The organism is Rhodospirillum centenum SW, from assembly GCF_000016185.1.
Lineage (GTDB): Bacteria > Pseudomonadota > Alphaproteobacteria > Azospirillales > Azospirillaceae > Rhodocista > Rhodocista centena.
Window position 1 is genome coordinate 3,054,874 of the sequence record NC_011420.2, and the last position, 17,000, is coordinate 3,071,873.

At 72.4% G+C, this 17,000-nt stretch carries 19 protein-coding genes; 10 read left to right on the forward strand and 9 right to left on the reverse strand.

Annotation, left to right across the window (positions count from 1 at the left end; all coding sequences use genetic code 11):
• Nucleotides 1–2: 2 nt before the first annotated feature.
• From ybeY to RC1_RS22545, 4 genes are all read right to left on the reverse strand, one after another.
• Nucleotides 3–683: an rRNA maturation RNase YbeY gene (gene ybeY, locus RC1_RS14225; RefSeq protein ID WP_012568124.1), complete on the reverse strand. Its 681-nt coding sequence runs from the start codon at nt 681–683 to the stop codon at nt 3–5.
• A 53-nt stretch (nt 684–736) separates the two neighbouring features.
• On the reverse strand, nt 737–1,771 hold the full coding sequence (locus RC1_RS14230) for a PhoH family protein (RefSeq protein ID WP_012568125.1): 1,035 nt from the start codon (nt 1,769–1,771) through the stop codon (nt 737–739).
• Complete coding sequence (miaB, locus tag RC1_RS14235; RefSeq protein ID WP_012568126.1) at nt 1,768–3,168, reverse strand: tRNA (N6-isopentenyl adenosine(37)-C2)-methylthiotransferase MiaB; 1,401 nt, start codon at nt 3,166–3,168, stop codon at nt 1,768–1,770. Before miaB ends, RC1_RS14230 begins: the two co-directional genes overlap by 4 nt.
• Nucleotides 3,169–3,399: 231 nt before the next feature.
• Nucleotides 3,400–3,942, reverse strand: a complete 543-nt coding sequence (locus RC1_RS22545) for an invasion associated locus B family protein (RefSeq protein WP_012568127.1) — start codon at nt 3,940–3,942, stop codon at nt 3,400–3,402.
• 320 nt (nt 3,943–4,262) lie between these two features.
• Between RC1_RS22545 and RC1_RS14245 the strand changes: the two genes are divergently transcribed.
• The 3 genes from RC1_RS14245 (at nt 4,263) to RC1_RS14255 (ending at nt 6,691) form a co-directional block, all read left to right on the forward strand.
• The gene (locus RC1_RS14245) at nt 4,263–4,844 is read left to right on the forward strand and encodes a sigma-70 family RNA polymerase sigma factor (protein ID WP_012568128.1); all 582 of its coding nucleotides are present in this window, start codon (nt 4,263–4,265) and stop codon (nt 4,842–4,844) included.
• Nucleotides 4,841–5,602, forward strand: coding sequence for a ChrR family anti-sigma-E factor (locus tag RC1_RS14250; protein ID WP_049766727.1), 762 nt, complete (start codon nt 4,841–4,843; stop codon nt 5,600–5,602). The genes RC1_RS14245 and RC1_RS14250 overlap by 4 nt, the downstream gene beginning before the upstream one ends.
• Nucleotides 5,603–5,719: 117 nt before the next feature.
• The gene (locus tag RC1_RS14255; RefSeq protein ID WP_012568130.1) at nt 5,720–6,691 is read left to right on the forward strand and encodes an alpha/beta fold hydrolase; all 972 of its coding nucleotides are present in this window, start codon (nt 5,720–5,722) and stop codon (nt 6,689–6,691) included.
• A gap of 24 nt (nt 6,692–6,715) precedes the next feature.
• Here RC1_RS14255 and RC1_RS14260 read toward each other — a convergent pair whose 3' ends face one another.
• On the reverse strand, nt 6,716–6,943 hold the full coding sequence (locus tag RC1_RS14260; protein ID WP_012568131.1) for a hypothetical protein: 228 nt from the start codon (nt 6,941–6,943) through the stop codon (nt 6,716–6,718).
• A gap of 373 nt (nt 6,944–7,316) precedes the next feature.
• Nucleotides 7,317–8,054 carry a Crp/Fnr family transcriptional regulator gene (locus tag RC1_RS14265; protein ID WP_012568132.1) on the reverse strand — a complete coding sequence of 246 codons (738 nt, stop codon included), beginning with the start codon at nt 8,052–8,054 and terminating at the stop codon, nt 7,317–7,319.
• A gap of 356 nt (nt 8,055–8,410) precedes the next feature.
• On the opposite strand from RC1_RS14265, the gene RC1_RS14270 reads away from it, so the two are divergent.
• Together RC1_RS14270 and RC1_RS14275 are read left to right on the forward strand one after the other, a co-directional pair.
• On the forward strand, nt 8,411–8,923 hold the full coding sequence (locus tag RC1_RS14270; RefSeq protein ID WP_012568133.1) for a hypothetical protein: 513 nt from the start codon (nt 8,411–8,413) through the stop codon (nt 8,921–8,923).
• A gap of 84 nt (nt 8,924–9,007) precedes the next feature.
• On the forward strand, nt 9,008–10,225 hold the full coding sequence (locus tag RC1_RS14275) for a class I SAM-dependent rRNA methyltransferase (protein WP_041786568.1): 1,218 nt from the start codon (nt 9,008–9,010) through the stop codon (nt 10,223–10,225).
• Between the two features lie 12 nt (nt 10,226–10,237).
• On the opposite strand, the gene RC1_RS20245 is transcribed toward RC1_RS14275, so the two are convergent.
• The gene (locus tag RC1_RS20245) at nt 10,238–10,756 is read right to left on the reverse strand and encodes a GNAT family N-acetyltransferase (protein ID WP_012568135.1); all 519 of its coding nucleotides are present in this window, start codon (nt 10,754–10,756) and stop codon (nt 10,238–10,240) included.
• Nucleotides 10,740–11,075, reverse strand: a complete 336-nt coding sequence (locus RC1_RS20250) for a type II toxin-antitoxin system TacA family antitoxin (RefSeq protein ID WP_012568136.1) — start codon at nt 11,073–11,075, stop codon at nt 10,740–10,742. Before RC1_RS20250 ends, RC1_RS20245 begins: the two co-directional genes overlap by 17 nt.
• A gap of 367 nt (nt 11,076–11,442) precedes the next feature.
• Between RC1_RS20250 and nadA the strand changes: the two genes are divergently transcribed.
• From nadA to RC1_RS21140, 4 genes are all read left to right on the forward strand, one after another.
• Nucleotides 11,443–12,456 (forward strand): quinolinate synthase NadA, encoded by a 1,014-nt coding sequence (gene nadA, locus RC1_RS14290; protein WP_012568137.1) that lies wholly within the window; start codon nt 11,443–11,445, stop codon nt 12,454–12,456.
• Between the two features lie 26 nt (nt 12,457–12,482).
• Nucleotides 12,483–14,189 carry an L-aspartate oxidase gene (locus tag RC1_RS14295; RefSeq protein ID WP_012568138.1) on the forward strand — a complete coding sequence of 569 codons (1,707 nt, stop codon included), beginning with the start codon at nt 12,483–12,485 and terminating at the stop codon, nt 14,187–14,189.
• Nucleotides 14,190–14,258: 69 nt separating this feature from the next.
• Complete coding sequence (gene nadC, locus RC1_RS14300) at nt 14,259–15,113, forward strand: carboxylating nicotinate-nucleotide diphosphorylase (protein ID WP_012568139.1); 855 nt, start codon at nt 14,259–14,261, stop codon at nt 15,111–15,113.
• A 290-nt stretch (nt 15,114–15,403) separates the two neighbouring features.
• The gene (locus tag RC1_RS21140; RefSeq protein WP_012568140.1) at nt 15,404–16,054 is read left to right on the forward strand and encodes a nucleotidyl transferase family protein; all 651 of its coding nucleotides are present in this window, start codon (nt 15,404–15,406) and stop codon (nt 16,052–16,054) included.
• Nucleotides 16,055–16,072: 18 nt separating this feature from the next.
• Here the strand turns inward: RC1_RS21140 and RC1_RS14310 are convergent, their stop codons facing one another.
• Nucleotides 16,073–16,477, reverse strand: a complete 405-nt coding sequence (locus tag RC1_RS14310) for a four-helix bundle copper-binding protein (RefSeq protein WP_012568141.1) — start codon at nt 16,475–16,477, stop codon at nt 16,073–16,075.
• 138 nt (nt 16,478–16,615) lie between these two features.
• Here RC1_RS14310 and RC1_RS14315 point away from each other — a divergent pair, with 138 nt between their 5' ends.
• On the forward strand, nt 16,616–16,987 hold the full coding sequence (locus RC1_RS14315) for an ArsR/SmtB family transcription factor (protein WP_012568142.1): 372 nt from the start codon (nt 16,616–16,618) through the stop codon (nt 16,985–16,987).
• Nucleotides 16,988–17,000: the final 13 nt, after the last annotated feature.

The following is a 17,000-nucleotide window of genomic DNA, read 5'->3' on the forward strand; positions in this document are numbered from 1 at the left end:
CGTCATTTCGGCGGTGGTGGGGCCGGGTCGGCGGGGTCCCGGCCGGGGTCGTCGGGCGCACGATGGCCCTCCTGCCCGGCGTAGGGATCGGAAATGCCGAGTCCGGCGAGGATCTCCGTTTCGAGGCGCTCCATGCGCTCCGCATCGGGATCGGTGATATGGTCGTAGCCCAGCAGGTGCAGGACTCCATGGACGACCAGATGGGTCAGGTGGTCCGCCAGGGGCTTGTTCTGTTCGCCCGCCTCACGCACCACGGTTTCGTAGGCAAGGATCACATCTCCCAACAATACGGGAGGTGCGTCCCCCTGCGCCAGTGAATCTTCCGCGTCGTCGTCTCCGGGAATATCCCCTTCCGGCCCGTCCTGCTCGACCTCCAGGCCCTCGGGCGGGGTGTCCGCGTCATCGCCGTCGGCGTAGAGCGCGAAGGACAGCACGTTGGTCGGCCTGTCCTTGCCGCGGTAGTCGCGGTTCAGCGTCCGCACGGTGGCGTCGTCGGCCAGCACGACGGACAGTTCGGCCGGGCCGTCGGGCACGCCCTCGCCGCGCGCCAGCGCCGCTTCGGCCGCGGTCAGGACCAGGGTTTCGGCATCGGGCAGGTCCGTCTCCCAGCCGCCGCTCTCCACGGCGACGAAGATCTCCACGGCATGCGGGGCGGCCGTGCCGGTGGTCGGGGTATCGGTCATGGACGGGGAACTCGTGGCAGGGAACTCATGGCAGGGCGGTCACGGCAGGGCGCTCATGGCTGGGTTCCCGGGCCGCCCGCCTTGCGCGCCGCGTCCTCGCGGGAGGCGGCGTCATAGGCGCGGACGATGCGGGCGACCAGATGGTGGCGCACCACGTCGGCCTCCGTGAAGGTGACGAAGGCGACGCCGGGCATGTCGTGCAGGATCGCCAGGGCGTCCTTCAGGCCGGACTTCTGGCCCGGCGGCAGGTCGATCTGGGTGATGTCGCCGGTGATGGCCATGCGGCTGCCCTCGCCCATGCGGGTGAGGAACATCTTCATCTGCATGGCCGTGGTGTTCTGCGCCTCGTCCAGGATGATGAAGGAGTTCGCCAGGGTGCGGCCGCGCATGAAGGCCAGCGGCGCCACCTCGATCTCCCCCGTCGTCAGGCGCTTCTGCACCTGTTCCGCCGGCAGCATGTCGTAGAGCGCGTCGTAGAGCGGGCGCAGATAGGGATCGACCTTGTCCTTCAGATCGCCGGGCAGGAAGCCCAGCCGCTCCCCCGCCTCCACCGCCGGGCGGGACAGCACGATGCGGTCCACCTGCCCGGTGATCAGCAGCGAGACGGCCTGCGCCACGGCCAGATAGGTCTTGCCCGTGCCGGCCGGCCCCAGGCCGAACACCAGTTCGTTCTCCGCCAGCGCCTCCAGATAGCGCGCCTGGGTCGGGGAGCGCGGGGCGATGACGCGACGCCTGGTGCGCAGCCCGGCATTGGGGTTGGAGAGGGTGGAGAGCACTTGGTCGCGCAGGGCCGCGTCGGCCGTGCCGGCCATGCGGATGGCGGCGTCCACCTCGGCCACGCCGACCGCCATGCCGGCCTTCAGCCGTTCCCACAGCGCCTCGAACACCGAGCGGGCGGCCTGCGCCTCGTCCTCGGGGCCGGCGATGGTCAGCAGGTTCCCGCGGGAGATCAGGCTGACGCCCAGCCGCTTCTCGATCCGGCTCAGATGTTGCTCATGCTCGCCGAACAGCAGCGGCAACAGGCGGTTGTCGTCGAAGGTCAGGTCGATGCGGCGGTCGCCCGTGGGCGCGGGGGAACCCGGCGTCAAACCCCTGCCTCCGCACTGGCCGTCTCGGGCGCGACGGGATGCGCGTGGACATGCTCGCCGACCACGACCGTGCCGGACAGGCTGTTGGCGTGGGCATCGGCGATGCGCACCTCAACGATCCGGCCGAGCAGACGTTCCGGCGCCTCGGCATGCACGGCCTGCATCCAGGGCCCGCGGCCCAGGAGCTGGCCCGGCTTCTTGCCGCGACGGTCGAACAGCACCGGCTGCACGCGGCCGACGCAGGCCGTGTTGAAGGCCGTCTGCTGTGCCGTCAGGAGCTGCTGCAGCGCCTCCAGCCGTTCGGCCTTCACGCTTTCCGGCACCTGCCGCCCGTCCATCGCCGCGGCCGGGGTGCCGGGCCGGGCGCTGTACTTGAAGCTGTAGGCCTGGGCATAGCCGATCTCCGTCACCAGCCGCAGCGTGTCGGCGAATTCCTGGTCGGTCTCCCCGGGGAAGCCGACGATGAAGTCGCTGCTGAGCGCCAGATCCGGCCGCGCCGCCCGCATGCGCTCGACCACGCGGCGGTAGTCGTCCGCCGTGTGCTTGCGGTTCATGGCCTGCAGGATGCGGTCGTTGCCCGACTGCACCGGCAGATGCACGAAGGGCATGAGCTGCGGCACCTCGGCATGGGCGGCGATCAGCTCCGCGTCCATGTCGTTCGGGTGCGAGGTGGTGTAGCGGATGCGGGCCAGCCCGTCGATCTCCGCCAGGTTCCGGACCAGCCGGCCCAGGCCCCAGGTCGTGCCGTCCGGCCCGTCGCCATGGTAGGCGTTGACGTTCTGGCCCAGCAGCGTGATCTCGGCCACGCCGTCGGCCACCAGCCGCGCGGCTTCCGCCAGCACCCGGGCGGCGGGGCGGGAGAACTCGGCGCCGCGCGTATAGGGCACGACGCAGTAGGTGCAGAACTTGTCGCAGCCCTCCTGCACCGAGAGGAAGGCGGACGGCCCGGCGGGGGAGGCCCCCTCTTCGGGCAGGCTGTCGAACTTGCTCTCCACCGGAAAGTCGGTGTTGACGACGCCGCCGGTGCCGCGCACGGCGCGGGCCACCATCTCGGGAAGCTGGTGATAGGTCTGCGGACCGAACACCATGTCCACATGCGGCGCCCGCATCATGATCTCCGCCCCTTCGGCCTGCGCGACGCAGCCGCCGACGGCGACGATCATGCGCCCGCCGGTGGCCGCGCGGGCGGCCTGGAGCGGGCGCAGCCGGCCCAGGTCGGAATAGACCTTCTCCGCCGCCTTCTCGCGGATGTGGCAGGTGTTCAGGATGACCATGTCCGCGCCGTCCGGCGCGTCGGTGGGCTCATACCCCAGCGGCGCCAGGACATCGGCCATGCGGCCGCTGTCGTAGACGTTCATCTGGCAGCCGTAGGTCTTGATGTAGAGCTTCTTCTTCAAGCCTGTCCCCAGCCGTCCCCGCAGGGTAGCACGGAAGGCGCGGCCCGCATCCGCGCGGGCCACGCCGAGCCGCAAAGATAAGCACGCCGGCGCCGCAGTCAACGACGCTCAGCGGCGGACCCGTCATGGCAGGGTCCGCTGGACAGGACGGGGCTGACGGGGGGACGGTCTGACAGGGGGACGGGCTGCAGGGGGGGGCGGGCTGGCGGGCGGGCGGGGAAGGGCGCGGGATCAGCCGCCGGAGATGCCGCAGGCCTTGTTGATCGCCTGATAGGCGGCGGAGGTGCCGGACAGGCTGTAGGTGTCCACCGTGCGCGTCCCGCGGGACGAGGTGCCGCGCACCACCATGGTGGTGCCCTGGCGGATGGCCTGGGCCAGGGCGCGGTCGGTCTGGTCGTCGCGCGCCCAGGCCGTGTCGCCGTCGGTGAACAGCTTGAAGCTCTGGCCACCGACCTGGACGGTCACCTCGCTGCCTTCGGCGAAGGCATAGCCGGCGACGAAGCTGACCACGTCCACCGCCTTCTCCTGCGGGCGATGGGTGACCAGGGCGAAGGCGTCGTCGCGGCGGCTGTAGTCGCCTTCCTGCTTCTTGGGCTTGCTCGCCATCCAGCAGACGGTGCCTCCCCCCTCGTCGATGGTGAAGGCGTTCCAGTCGCGGTACGTGCCAAGAAGGCGCGGTTCGGCGGCCTGGGCCGTGCCGGCTGGCAGCAGCAGCCCGGCCAGGAAAAGGGTGGCCAGCGCGGTGGCGGCGGTCAGACGTTCGGCAAGTCGCATGGGCAAGCCTGGCGGAAACCGGAATCCATCCTAGTTCTGTAGCGGAAAAGCGTGGCGGATCGAAGGCGCAAATTATCCCGGCACCGCTGTGATCCATTTTGCGGATACGCCCGTATCAGGTGGCGATGGAACAGGTGGCCCTTTATAGTCCGGTCTTCGGACGGTTCGATCCGGGAATATTCCCCGGGTTCCGGACCGATTCCCGGGCGGGAAAGGCCATGGACACGATACCGATGGACGAAGTCGTGCCGACCGACGATGTCGGCCCGATGGACGAAATCGGCCCGATGGACGGGATCGGCCCGACGGGCGGCGACCGTATGGCGGGGCGGCGGGCGCCGGTGGACGGCGCCGTCGCCGAACGGCTCTGCGCCCTGCTGCTCCGTGTCGGCCGCGAGCGCGACCGCGGCGCCTTCGCTTCCCTGTTCCAGTACTTCGCCCCGCGGCTGAAGTCCTTCCTGCTGCGGCAGGGGATGGAGGCCGGCGCGGCCGAGGAGATCGTGCAGGAGGTGATGGTCAGCGTCTGGCGGCGGGCGGACAGCTTCGATCCGGCGCTGGCGACGGCCTCGACCTGGGTCTTCGCCATTGCCCGTAACCGGCGCATCGACCTGCTGCGCCGCGAACGGCGGCCGGAGATCGACCCGGACGACCCGGCGCTCGTGCCGGAGACGGAAGTGGAGCCGGTCGACCGCGCGCACGAGGCGGAAGAACGGAACGAACGGCTGCACCGGGCGATCCGGCAGTTGCCGGCAGAACAGGCGGATCTGTTGATGATGGCCTATTTCGAGGACAAGCCGCACAGCCAGATCGCGGCCGAAAGGAACCTGCCCCTGGGAACCGTCAAGTCCCGGCTGCGGCTGGCCCTGGCCCGCCTGCGGACCGCCATGGGGGACGAACGATGACGGATCAGTTCCAGATGCAGCGGGACGGCATGGACCGGCGCGGCAGCGGCTCCCCCCTCGTGCAGTACCACCCGGCGGACGAGCTTCTGGTCGCCTATGCCGCGGGGTCCCTGCCCGAGGCGATGAGCCTGATCGTCGCCACGCACCTGGCGCTCTGCCCGCACTGCCGCGCCGAGGTGCGCCGGCTGGAGGCCGTGGGCGGCGCGCTGCTGGAGGAGATGCCGGCGGCCCCCGTCTCCGACGCCCTGCTGGACGCCGTGATGGCCCGGCTGGACGCGCCGGGCGGCGACACGCTGCTGGCGCCGCCGCCCGCCGCCCTGCGGGCCACGGCCACCCGGTCCGCCGCAGCCGGCGCCATCCGGCGGACGGCCACCGCGCCGGTGCTGCCGGAACCGCTGCGCAGCTATGTCGGCCGCGATCTGGGCGGCCTCTCCTGGACCCGCATCGTCCGCGGGGTGGAGGAGGTGGCGGTGCCCTGCAGCGGCGACGCCAAGGTCAAGCTGATGCGTATCCGTCCCGGCGTCGCCGTGCCGCGGCACACGCACCGGGGCAGCGAGCTGACCCTGGTGCTCCAGGGCGGCTACCGCGACGGCGGGCTGCACTATCTGCGCGGCGACTTCGCGGCGACGGATGCGGAGGTGGATCACGGTCCCGTGGCCGACAGCGACGGGGAGTGCATCTGCATCGCCGTCACCGATGCCCCGCTGCGCCTGACCGGCCCGTTCGGGCGGCTGCTGAACCCCTTCATCCGGTCCTGATCCCCGGCCAGTCCTGACCCGGCTGCCCGCCCGGCGGGCGGGTCCGGCCTTTGCCCTTGGCCGCCCGGTCCGGGCGCGCTACCCCCGGTCCCGGACCGGCACCGGGAGGGGCATGCCATGACCGACACGCATCACCACGCTCAGGTCAACCACGGCCAGGTCAACCACGCTCAGGTCAACCACGGCCAGGTCAACCACGGCCAGGTCAACCACGCTCAGGTCAACCACGGCCGGGCCGACCATGACGGGTCCCCCGGCGTCAGGGTCCACCGCGTCCAGGGGGGCGGCGGCATCGGGCTGTCGGTGCTGGAGGCGGGCGATCCCGCCGGCCCGCCGATCCTGTTCCTGCACGGATTCTGCCAGAGTGCGCTGGCCTGGCGTCCCCTGTTCCAGGGGCCGCTGGCGGCGCGCTTCCGCCTGCTGGCCATGGACCTGCGCGGCCATGGCGGGTCAGACCGGCCCGACGCGGCCGGCGCTCCCGGACCCTATGCCGACGGCGACCTCTGGGCCGACGACGTGGCCGGGGCGCTGGCCGGGCTGGGGATGGAGAAGGCGGTGCTGGTGGGCTGGTCCTACGGCGGGGCGGTGCTGGCCGACCATCTGCGCCGGCATGGCGCGGCGCGGGTGGCCGGCATCGTGCTGGCCGGGGCCTGCCCGCGGCTGGGAGCGGCGGCGCGGCCCTTCATGGGGCCGCTGGGCCGGCAGCATTTCCCGGCGCTCATGGGCGGCGACTTCGCGGCCCAGGTGGCGGCCTGCCGGGCGCTGGCGCACGGCATGACGGTCGCCCCCGTGGCGCCGGAGGATCTGGAGACCGGCATCGCCGCGACCATGAGCGTGCCGCCGGCCGTGCGCCGGGGGATGATGCGGCGGGAGGCGGATTTCGATCCGGTGCTGGCGGCCTATGACGGGCCGGCCCTGATCGTCCATGGGGCGGAAGACCGGGTGGTGCTGCCCGATCTGGCGCGGCATCTGGCCGGGCTGCTGCCGCAGGCCCGGCTGCATCTCTATGACGGGGTCGGGCATGCCCCCTTCCAGGAGCGGCCGGACCGCTTCGCCGCCGATCTGGCGGCCTTCATGGATGCGCTGTGAGGGGCTGTTCCGCGTGACGCGGGCTCAGGCCGCGGCGCGGCCGCTTGCCGGCGGGGTCGGGGGTGGCAGCAGCAGGCAGTTGCCCGCCGGCACCGCCGACGCCTGACCGCCGGCATCCTCGATGATGGCCCAGCGCCCCTCCAGCGCGGTGCAGCGCCCGATCATGCCCATGCCGTCCACGAAGACGTCGCGGCCGACAAGGTCGTGCGGGTCCTGGGGGGGCGAAAGCGGCGGGGCGGTCCTGCCCGGCATGGTCGTCCTCTCCTTGCGCCGTTGCATCCGGAAAGACCAACAGGCGATCCGGCCCCAGGCTCCCTGGTCCCGTCCGGTTCCGCAGACTGTGCCATCTCTTGTCATACCGGCGCCCGTCCCATGGGGCGCGGACTCTTCCCGGCCGGGCCGTGTCCGGGCCGGCGGACAGGGACGGCATGCCGCGGCCGTTCTCTCCGGTCGGGGGCCGTCCGTCGGGACAACGGGGACAGGATGGCGCGTCACCCGTGAAGAATGGGTAAACGGTTCTGCCGCAGAATGAGTTGGCGGAAGAACGGGCGCCAGGGATATCGGAGGGAAAGGCAGGGCCGCGAAGGGGCGGACCGGCGCGCGGGGCGCGCGCCCGCCGGGGGGATCAGGTCCCCTCGGCCAGGTCGAAGATCTGGTCCAGGTCGTGGATCTGGACCTTGTTGCCTTCGAGCAGGGAGATCACCCGGCTGGTCTTGAGCTGGGTGAAGGTCCGGCTGACGGTTTCCGTCGTCAGGCCGAGATAGTCCGCGATGTCGGCCCGGCTCATGGGCACATGCACCGGGTTCTCCTTGTGGCCGCGGCGCTGCGCCCGCTGCGACAGCATCATCAGGAAGGAGCAGATCTTCTCCTTCGCCGTCTTGCGGCCGAGCAGCAGCATCTGGTCCTGCGCCGCCGCCAGCTCGTTCGAGGCCATGGAGAACAGCCGCCGCTGCATCTTGGGGAATTCCTCCAGCAGCGCGTCCATGCGCCGGCGGGGGAAACGGCAGAGCGTCACCGGGGTGACGGATTCGGCGGAATAGGCATAGGTGTCGTTGACCGACAGGCCCAGGAAGTCCCCCGGCAGCAGGAAGCCGGTGATCTGCCGCCGCCCGTCGGGCAGCAGCTTGTAGAGCTTCATGGTGCCGGCGGTGACGTTGTAGAGCGTCTCGGCCGGATCGCCCTCGGCGAAGATCGTATGGCCTGCCTCGTGCCGCACGGTCTGGAGAATCTCGGCCAGACGGCGCAGCTCCTCGACCTCCAGTGCGGCACAGACCGTCAGCGAACGGACCGGGCAGGCGCCGCACGGGTTTATGTCGGCATGAGCATTCAGGTCCCTGACCCTCCCCATATCAAACGGAGGCATTGCCGACTCCCGACGACCCATGTTGCGGGCGAATAATGCGCCCAACGCTGTAAATTGGCAACCGCCGTAAGGTGCGCGGCCGTTGTGGCAGTTGCGCACATTGGCGGTGGACCCGCCGCAGGCAGGTCGCGGGCAAGCAGAGCCCCCCGATACTCACAAGTTTTCAAGGGTCTTGCGCAGTCGTGGCGGTGTGGCTGCTTCAGAACGCCACGGCATCTCTCGTAATGTCTAATCTGGACTGTCCGGGCAGGGAGTTACCCCGGACGGGCGGGTCTCCGGGAACTGGTCTTGATCCAAGTCAAGGTCTTTTCCGGGGCGGCGGGCCAGTCTGGACCGGCGTGAATACCGGAAGCACCATGCCTGACAGCTATGTTGCCAAGCCGCTGGACGCCCGGCGCATCGACCAGGCCTTCCCCGTCGTTCAGACCGTCCTGCCCCGGCTGGGGCTGGAGCGGTGGCGTGCCTATGCGGCCGAGATGATCGGCGCGACTCCGGCGGAGGTCGGGGCCGCGCCGGGCAAGGTGGTGCGGCTGCCGACGGCGCAGCCGACCGGGATCATCGTGGCCCAGCTCCGGCACGGCTACATCCACGGCCTGTTCGCCTACACGGTGCTGCCCAACCTCTGCCATGGCAAGGTGTTGCAGGTGGACCTGATGGTCGCGGCCGACATGTTCGACCCCGCCGCCATCGCCGAGGCGCTGCTGGCGGAGATGGACCGGCTGGCCCGCCAGCTCCGCTGCGACGCCATCCATCTGTCGCTGCCCAAGCCGCCCGCCGGCTCGCAGTACGACCGCATCCTCCAGCTCGGCCTCGTCAGCGAGGGCGTGCGTCTGTGCAAGTCCCTCACCCCGGCGGAAGCCGCAGGCTGAGTCGCGGCCCCGTCCGTCGCAATGCGCGGCGGCAATGCGCGCCGGACCGTTGCAAGCCGGCGCGGCGGCGTTATCTTCCGCCCCATGACCGACATCGCCCCCGCTTCCGCGTCCGCCAAGGACTACCCCGTTCTCCGTCTCCAGGCCGGCCGCCACAAGCGCGCCCAGCACGGCCATCCCTGGGTCTATTCCAACGAGGTCCAGATGGACACGGCGGCCAAGGCGCTGCCGGCCGGGTCCATCGTGCGGGTGCTGGATGCCGGCGGCGGCTTCCTCGGCCTCGCCACCTTCAACCCGCACACGCTGATCGCCTGCCGCTTCCTGTCGCGCGATCCGGCCGTGCGCGTCGATGCCGGCTTCTTCGCCGCCCGCATCCGCCGCGCGCTGGAGATCCGCGAGCGCCTGTTCGACCGGCCCTTCTACCGGCTGGTGCATGCCGAGAGCGACGGGCTGCCGGCGCTGATCGTGGACCGCTACGGCGACACGGTGGTGGTGCAGGCCAACACGGTCGCCATGGACGCCCGCCTGCCGGAGATCCTGGAGGCGCTGGACACGGTGCTGGCGCCGCGCGCCATCGTGCTGCGCAACGACAGCGCCGCCCGCTCCTACGAGGGGCTGCCGGAGGAGGTGCGGGTCGCCAAGGGCGAGGTCTCCGGCCTGATCCCGGTGGAGGAGAACGGCGCCACCTTCTTCGCCGACCTCTCGGGCGGGCAGAAGACCGGCTGGTTCTTCGACCAGCGCGACAACCGCTCCTTCATCGCCAACCTCTGCCGCGGCAGGCGCACCATCGACTTCTACACCTACACCGGCGGTTTCGGCGTGCTGGCCGCGGCCCGCGGCGCCGCCCACGTCACCCTGGTGGACCGCTCGCAGGCCGCCCTGGACATCGCCCTGAAGGCGGCCGCGGCCAACGGCTGCGCCGACCGGGTGGAGGCGCGCAAGGCCGACGCCTTCCACGAGCTGGAGAAGCTGGTGGCCGAGGGCCAGCGCTGGGAGGTGGTGATCTGCGATCCGCCGGCCTTCGTGAAGTCGCGCAAGGATCTGGCCGTCGGCAGCCGTGCCTACCGCAAGATGACCAAGGCCGCGGCCCGGCTGACCGCCCCCGGCGGGATGCTGCTGGTGGCGAGCTGCTCGCACAACATGGAGCCGCCGCTGTTCCACCAGGAGGTCGCCCGCGGCGTGGCCGAGGCGGGACGCGACTCCCGCATCCTGCGCTTCGCCGGCGCCGGCCCGGACCATCCGGTGCACCCGCTGCTGCCGGAGACGCAGTACCTCAAGGCCATGGTGCTGGCCCTGGACTGAGGCGGCGCGCCGTCAGGGCACATCGGCGATGCGCAGCCAGAGGCGGCCGGGCGGGGCCACCTCCGGCGGTCCCACGGGGCTGAAGCCGTAGCCCCGGTAGAACGCCTCCGCCCGCCCGTCGGTGGCGTCCAGCACGACAGCCTGCACCCCGACCTCCGAACTGACGCGCTTCGCCCGGCGCAGGGCGTCGGCGAACAGCAGGGTGCCGATGCCCCGCCCGCGGTAGCGCCGGTCCACGCCGAAGCCGGCGATCCGGATGGCCCCCGCGGCGGCGTCGGGGCGCAGCTTCGCCGCCGCCCCCGTCCGCCAGCCGTCGATGCGGTGGCCGTGCAGGGTGTAGAAGCCGCGCACCCGCGCGTCGCCGCTCTCCACCGCCACGAAGGCGCGGCCCAGATGCACGGCCTGCAGGGCCAGCGCGTCCGCAAGGTATGCGTTCACAAGCGGCATCCCGGCGTCGAAGCCGGCCGTCACATGCTCCGGTCCCAGCGGTTCGATGCGGAGGCGCGGCAGCGTCTCAGCAGATCGGTTCATCCACCACCCGCTCATAGACGTCCATCAGATCGCGCAGGGCGCTGCTGGGCGACGGCGGGGTGTCCAGGGCGGCGGCAAGGGCTTCGAACTGCTGGATCGGCAGACGGGTGGAAAAGCGCGTCTCCAGCTCCGCCAGCGCCCGGTCGAAGGCGGCCTTGGTGACGAAGTCCGAGGTGTCCTGCCCGGCCAGCAGCGCCGCCGCTTCGATCGTCCGCTTCACCGAGGGGCGGACGCGCTGTTCCATCCGGTCGCTCCGCCGTTCGTCGGCCGCGGCCGCCAGGGTATCGGGAAGCCGCCCCAGATCCGTCACTGCTGACATCGCCGTTCCCTCTGTCCGGTAAATGTACGGACAACGATGGGGCAAGCCGTTTCACTTGTCAAACCATACCGACAGGACCTTCCGACGGACCCCGCCCGCAGCCCGGACGGGATCGCCCGTCCGCGCCGCGGACGGACGCGGCGGATGGGAAAGCTCCCCGATCGGGGCGCCGTCGCCACGGCTGCCCCGATCGGAACGCGACACTCGGAAAAAATATGACGGCGCTGTGACGCAGCGTGCAGGTCCGGCTTGACTCCCCCTTTTACTCTGCGCGAGCATAACCAGATAAATGCTCAAATCGAGCATAAGTCCCGTCCGCCGCCGCGTCCCGCCGGCCGGACGCGGGCCGGAACCGGAGGACGTCCCCATGGCCATCGCCGAGATGGACCTTGCCTACACCCCCGCCGTCGCCGAAGCGACCCGGCCGCTCTACGACCGCGTGCGCCATGTCATTCCGGAGGTGGAATGGCCGTTCCATGCGCCGCTGGTGCAGGCGATCAACCGGCTGAAGCGGGAGCGCGGCGCCGTCATCCTGGCGCACAACTACCAGACGCCGGAGATCTATCATTGCGTGGCCGACATCGTCGGCGACAGCCTGGCCCTGGCGCGCGAGGCGACGCGCACCGATGCCGGCGTGATCGTCCTGGCCGGCGTCCATTTCATGGCCGAAACGGCCAAGATCCTGAACCCTGAGAAGACCGTGCTGATCCCGGACGCGGGCGCCGGCTGCTCCCTGGCCGAGAGCATCACGGCGGCCGACGTGCGCCTGCTGCGCGAGCGCTATCCCGGCGTGCCGGTCGCCACCTACGTCAACACCTCCGCCGCGGTGAAGGCGGAGAGCGATGTCTGCATCACCTCGGGCAACGCGGTGGACGTGATCGAGGCGCTGCCCGGCGACAGCGTGCTCTGCATCCCCGACGAATATCTCGCCCTGTGGGTGGCGACCCAGACCCGCAAGAAGGTGATCGCCTGGAAGGGCCACTGCGAGGTGCATGAGCGCTTCACGGGGGAGCAGCTTGCCGCCTACCGCCGGCAGTTCCATGGCGACCTGATCATCATCGCCCACCCCGAATGCCCGCCCGACGTGCTGGCGGAGGCGGACTTCGTCGGCTCCACCGCCAAGATGCAGGGCTTCGTGGAGACGCAGCGGCCGAAGCGGGTGCTGATGGTCACCGAATGCTCCATGGCGGACAATCTGGAGGCGGCGAACCCGGCGGTGGAGTTCGTGAAGCCCTGCAACCTGTGCCCGCACATGAAGCGCATCACCCTGTCCAACATCCTGCAGTCGCTGACGACGCTGGAGCCGCGGGTGGAGGTCGATGCCGCCGTGGCCGCGCGCGCCCGCCGCGCCGTGGACCGGATGCTGGAGCTGAGCCGCTGACCCGCGCCGCGGGAGGAGGGAGCATCATGGACGGCGTCGCCGTGTCCTGCACCGACGTGCTGGTGGTCGGCTCCGGCCTTGCCGGCATGGTCGCGGCGCTGCGGCTGGCGCCGCGCCGGGTGACGCTGCTGACCAAGACGGAAGGGCTGCCCGGCGGGTCCAGCCTGTGGGCGCAGGGCGGCATCGCCGCGGCGCTGGGGGCCGACGACACGCCCGAGGCCCATGCCGCCGACACGGTGGAGGCCGGCGCCGGCCTGACCGATCCCGCCCTGGCGGACCTGCTGGCCCGCGAGGGCGCGCAACGGCTGGCCGCCTGGATCGACGCCGGGCTGCCGGTGGACCGCGACGCCGGGGGCCGTCCCGCCGTCGGGCGGGAGGCCGCGCATTCCGCCCCCCGCATCCTGCACGCCGGCGGCGATGCCACCGGCCGCACCGTGGTCGGCTGGCTGGCGGAGCGGGTGCGGCAGGCGCCGCACATCACGGTCCGCACCGGGGCCGTGGCCTGGGAGCTGGTGCGGGCGCGCGGCCGGGTCTGCGGCCTGCTGGCCTTCCATGCCGGTCCGGGTGACGGGGCAGGGGACGGAGAGGCCGGCGACGGGGCAGTGGACCAGGGGGCCGGCTGGGTTTTCCACCGCTGCGGCACCGTGCTGCTGGCGACGGGCGGCATCGGCCAGCTCTACCGCCATTCCACGAACCCGGCCGAGGCGACGGGCGACGGGCTGGCGCTGGCCGCCCTGGCCGGGGCGGGCCTGCGCGACCTGGAGTTCGTGCAGTTCCACCCCACCGCGCTCGCCACCGACACGCCGGGCCGCACGCCCCTGCTGACGGAGGCGTTGCGCGGGGCCGGTGCGCTGCTGCTGGACGGGGCCGGTCGCCGCTTCATGCCGGCGGAGCATCCGCTGGCCGAACTGGCGCCGCGCGACGTGGTGGCCCGCGCCATCGGCCGCCGCGTCGCCCGCGGCGAGCCGGTCTTGCTGGACCTGCGCGCGATCTGGGCGGCGGGGGGGGCGGCGCGCTTTCCCACCGTGGCCGGGATCTGTGCCGAGGCCGGGATCGACCCGGTGCGGCAGCCCGTGCCGGTGGCCCCGGCGGCGCACTACCACATGGGCGGCATCGCCACCGACCGCGACGGCCGCAGCGACGTGCCCGGCCTCTGGGCCTGCGGCGAGGTGGCGGGCACCGGCGTCCACGGGGCGAACCGGCTGGCCTCCAACTCGCTGCTGGAGGCGCTGGTCTTCGCCGAGCGCGCCGCGGCCGCCATCCTGGCAGAGCCCGTGCCCGCCCTGCCGCCGCTGCCGGTCCCGGCGGTCCCGGCGCTGCCGGCGGATGCCGCGGCGGCCGAGGTGCTGTCGGCCCGGGCGCGCGCCGTCATGTCCGCCGGCTGCGGGCTGGTGCGCGACGGCGCGGGACTGGAGGCGGCGGCGGCCGCCCTGGCCGGGCTGCAGCGGGAGGCGGACGCGCTGCCGCGCGCCGGCACGGCCGGGCCGGACGGCGCCGCCGGGGCGCGGGTGCGGGCGGCGGCGGAACTGCGCTCCCGCCTGATCGTCTCCCGCCTGATCGTGCAGGCGGCGCTGGCCCGCTGCGAAAGCCGCGGCGCCCATTTCCGCACCGACTGGCCGGAGCCGCGCGCGGTCTGGCGCCGGCACCGGACCGTGACCCTCGACCACCCCGCGGATGCGGGAACCGTTGCCGCGGCGGAACCGCCGGAACTGGCGCTCGCCGGCTCCGACTGAGACCCGCCGCAGTTCATTCCATTTCCGGAACAATCCGGCGGCACCGCCGCCTTCCACCTGGAACCCCCGATGTACCATTCCCCGCCCTATCCGCTCCTCTACGAGGATCTGGTCCGCCGCGCCCTGCTGGAGGATCTGGGGCCCGCCGGCGACATCACGGCCGAGGCCTGCGTCTCCACGCGGGCGCGGGCGCGCGCCGTGCTGCGGTCGCGCAAGGCCGGCGTCGTGGCGGGGCTGGAGCCGTCCCTGCTGGCCTTCCGCCTGCTGGACCCGACGCTCGCCGTCCGCATCGAGGCGCCGGACGGCACGGCGGTGGAGCCGGGCGGCGTGCTGGCCGTGGTGGAAGGGGCGGCGCGGCCGATCCTCTCGGCCGAGCGGACGGCGCTGAACCTGCTGGGCCGGCTCTGCGGCATCGCCACCCAGACGGCGGCGCTGGTCCGGGCGATCGAGGGCACCGGGGCGGCCATCGTCTGCACCCGCAAGACCACCCCCGGCCTGCGCGCGCTGGAGAAGTACGCGGTGCGGGTGGGCGGCGGCCAGAACCACCGCTTCGGCCTGGACGACGCGGTGCTGATCAAGGACAACCACCTGGTCGCCGCGGGCGGCCTGCGCGCCGCCGTGCAGCGCGCCCGCGCCCGCGCCGGGCACATGGTCAAGATCGAAGTCGAGGTGGACACGCTGGAGCAGCTCGCCGAGCTGCTGACCCTGCCGGTGGACGCCGTGCTGCTGGACAACATGGCGCCGGACACGCTGCGCGAGGCGGTGGCGATGGTCGGCGGCCGCATGATCACCGAGGCGTCGGGCGGCATCACGCCGGAGAGCGTGCGCGCCGTGGCGGAGACGGGCGTCACCCTGATCTCGCTCGGCTGGCTGACCCACAGCGTGCGGAACTTCGACATCGGGCTCGACTTCGAGCCGGTCTGAACCGCCGGCCGCGGGGCCGCGGCCACGGTGCCGCACCCGGTTGCGCCGGTCGCCGGACCGTGATACCCCTGTCGGCCTCACGGAGTTGCGCGTCGATGACGAAGAGCTTTCCATCCTTTTCGTTTTATTGGTGGACCACCGACATGGCGGCCCACCGTTCGCGCTTCTGACGATCGAACCAAGGGCCGCCGGCGCAAGTCGGTGGTCCTGGTCGCTTCTCCCCGCTCTCCGCGGCCCTTCCAGACCCCCGACACGCACTCCGGCGACCCTGCAACCGCAAGGGCTGCACCATGACGCTCGCCGTTTCCCCGCTGGTCTGCGGGATCTCGCCTCCGGTCACCGCCGCCGCGGTGGAGGTGGCCGTGCCCGGGACGCTGGACCTCTCCCACCTGCCGCGCCTGATCCATCCGGCCGTCGCCCGCTCCCGCCGCGGCCGTACCCTGGTCGCACTGCTGCCGGACGCCCCGTCCCTGCCGGAGCACGCCCTGCACCGCTTCACCGCCGCGCTGCTGGCCTTCGGGCTGGCGGAGGATGCCCGCCTGCGGGTGGGGCCGGCCGACGCTCCGGCCCTGCGCCTGCCCGACGGGGCCGACGGGGATGACGATGCGGGCCTGCTGGCCGCCCTGCCGCTGTTTCCCGAGGCCGGGGCCGTGCGCGCCTTCGTCGCCTCGCTGGACGACGACGGGCGCCCCGCCGGCCTGCCGAAGGACCCCGACCACAGCGTGATCTACCGGCTCTACGCCCGGCTGGCGGAGCCGCCGCGGACGGAGACGCTGCGCCTGCGCTTCCTCTCCGGCATCTCCTGGGAGGATGCGCGTGAGGCGCTGGCGGGCCTGATCCTGCGCCTGACGGGCGGGGCGGCGTCCCCCTTCGGCCGCTACGCGGCCGAGCCGGAGGCGCTGGCCGACCTGCTGGCCGTCGGCGCCCCCCGCGCCGCCTGACACCCGTCCCCGGACGGATCAGGCCGGCAGGCTCTCCAGCGCCTCCCGGCAGGCCGCCTCGCAGCGGCGGCAGGAGTCTGCGCAGAGGCGGCAGTGGGCGTGCGCTCCGGCATGGCGGGCGCATTCCTCGCCGCAGCGGCGGCAGGCCAGGGCACAGGCGTCCAGCAGCGCGCGGATCACCGGCACGTTGCCGCCGGTCCGGCGCGTGGCGACGGCGCCCGCGGCGGCGCACACGTCCGCACAGTCCAGGTTCAGCCGGATGCACTGGCGCAGCTCGGCCACCATGCCTTCCGCCAGACAGGCGTCGGCGCAGGCGGTGCAGACCTGGGCGCAGGCCAGCGTCTCCTCGATGCAGGCGGCCAGGGCGGGGTTCAGGTCGCCGCGGACGTCGGGGTGGTCGGCGATCATCTCGCGCAGGGACATGGCCGGTCTCCGGTTCCGGGATCGGGTTGCGATCCGGGGAGAACCGGCGGCGGCCGGATTGGTTTCCGGCCCGCCGGCGGTCAGCCGGTGCGGCCGGTCGGCCTTTACACGCTTCGATAATTCGATTATCGTCGAAATATGGAAACGAGAAAGGCCGTCGAGGCGCTGGCCGCCCTGGCCCAGGATACCCGTCTGACCGTCTTCCGCCTGCTGGTGCGCCGGGGGCCGGAGGGGCTGAGCGCGGGGGACATCGCGGCGGCGGCGGGCGTCGCGGCCTCCACCCTGTCGCACCATCTGGCGGCGCTGGAGCGGGCGGGGCTGCTGCGCTCCTGGCGGGTGCAGCGGCAGGTCTTCTACGCCACGGACCTGGAGGGCACGCGGCGGCTCATGGCCTTCCTGCTGGAGGACTGCTGCCAGGGCCGGCCGGATCTGTGCGGCATCCCGGACAGCGTTCCGCCGGGCTCCGGTCCCGCCTGCCCGGACCCGTCCTGCCACCCGCCCGAGCGCTGATCCCGCCGCCGGG

Excerpts from the sequence above, each read along its gene's own strand:
- ybeY (WP_012568124.1), bottom strand. The coding sequence starts at position 683 with ATGACCGATACCCCGACCACCGGCACGGCCGCCCCGCATGCCGTGGAG.
- RC1_RS22545 (WP_012568127.1), bottom strand. The coding sequence starts at position 3,942 with ATGCGACTTGCCGAACGTCTGACCGCCGCCACCGCGCTGGCCACCCTT.
- RC1_RS14245 (WP_012568128.1), top strand. The coding sequence starts at position 4,263 with ATGGCGGGGCGGCGGGCGCCGGTGGACGGCGCCGTCGCCGAACGGCTC.
- RC1_RS14250 (WP_049766727.1), top strand. The coding sequence starts at position 4,841 with ATGACGGATCAGTTCCAGATGCAGCGGGACGGCATGGACCGGCGCGGC.
- RC1_RS14255 (WP_012568130.1), top strand. The coding sequence starts at position 5,720 with ATGACCGACACGCATCACCACGCTCAGGTCAACCACGGCCAGGTCAAC.
- RC1_RS14260 (WP_012568131.1), bottom strand. The coding sequence starts at position 6,943 with ATGCCGGGCAGGACCGCCCCGCCGCTTTCGCCCCCCCAGGACCCGCAC.
- RC1_RS14265 (WP_012568132.1), bottom strand. The coding sequence starts at position 8,054 with ATGCCTCCGTTTGATATGGGGAGGGTCAGGGACCTGAATGCTCATGCC.
- RC1_RS14270 (WP_012568133.1), top strand. The coding sequence starts at position 8,411 with ATGCCTGACAGCTATGTTGCCAAGCCGCTGGACGCCCGGCGCATCGAC.
- RC1_RS14275 (WP_041786568.1), top strand. The coding sequence starts at position 9,008 with ATGACCGACATCGCCCCCGCTTCCGCGTCCGCCAAGGACTACCCCGTT.
- RC1_RS20245 (WP_012568135.1), bottom strand. The coding sequence starts at position 10,756 with ATGAACCGATCTGCTGAGACGCTGCCGCGCCTCCGCATCGAACCGCTG.
- RC1_RS20250 (WP_012568136.1), bottom strand. The coding sequence starts at position 11,075 with ATGTCAGCAGTGACGGATCTGGGGCGGCTTCCCGATACCCTGGCGGCC.
- nadA (WP_012568137.1), top strand. The coding sequence starts at position 11,443 with ATGGCCATCGCCGAGATGGACCTTGCCTACACCCCCGCCGTCGCCGAA.
- RC1_RS14295 (WP_012568138.1), top strand. The coding sequence starts at position 12,483 with ATGGACGGCGTCGCCGTGTCCTGCACCGACGTGCTGGTGGTCGGCTCC.
- nadC (WP_012568139.1), top strand. The coding sequence starts at position 14,259 with ATGTACCATTCCCCGCCCTATCCGCTCCTCTACGAGGATCTGGTCCGC.
- RC1_RS21140 (WP_012568140.1), top strand. The coding sequence starts at position 15,404 with ATGACGCTCGCCGTTTCCCCGCTGGTCTGCGGGATCTCGCCTCCGGTC.
- RC1_RS14310 (WP_012568141.1), bottom strand. The coding sequence starts at position 16,477 with ATGTCCCTGCGCGAGATGATCGCCGACCACCCCGACGTCCGCGGCGAC.
- RC1_RS14315 (WP_012568142.1), top strand. The coding sequence starts at position 16,616 with ATGGAAACGAGAAAGGCCGTCGAGGCGCTGGCCGCCCTGGCCCAGGAT.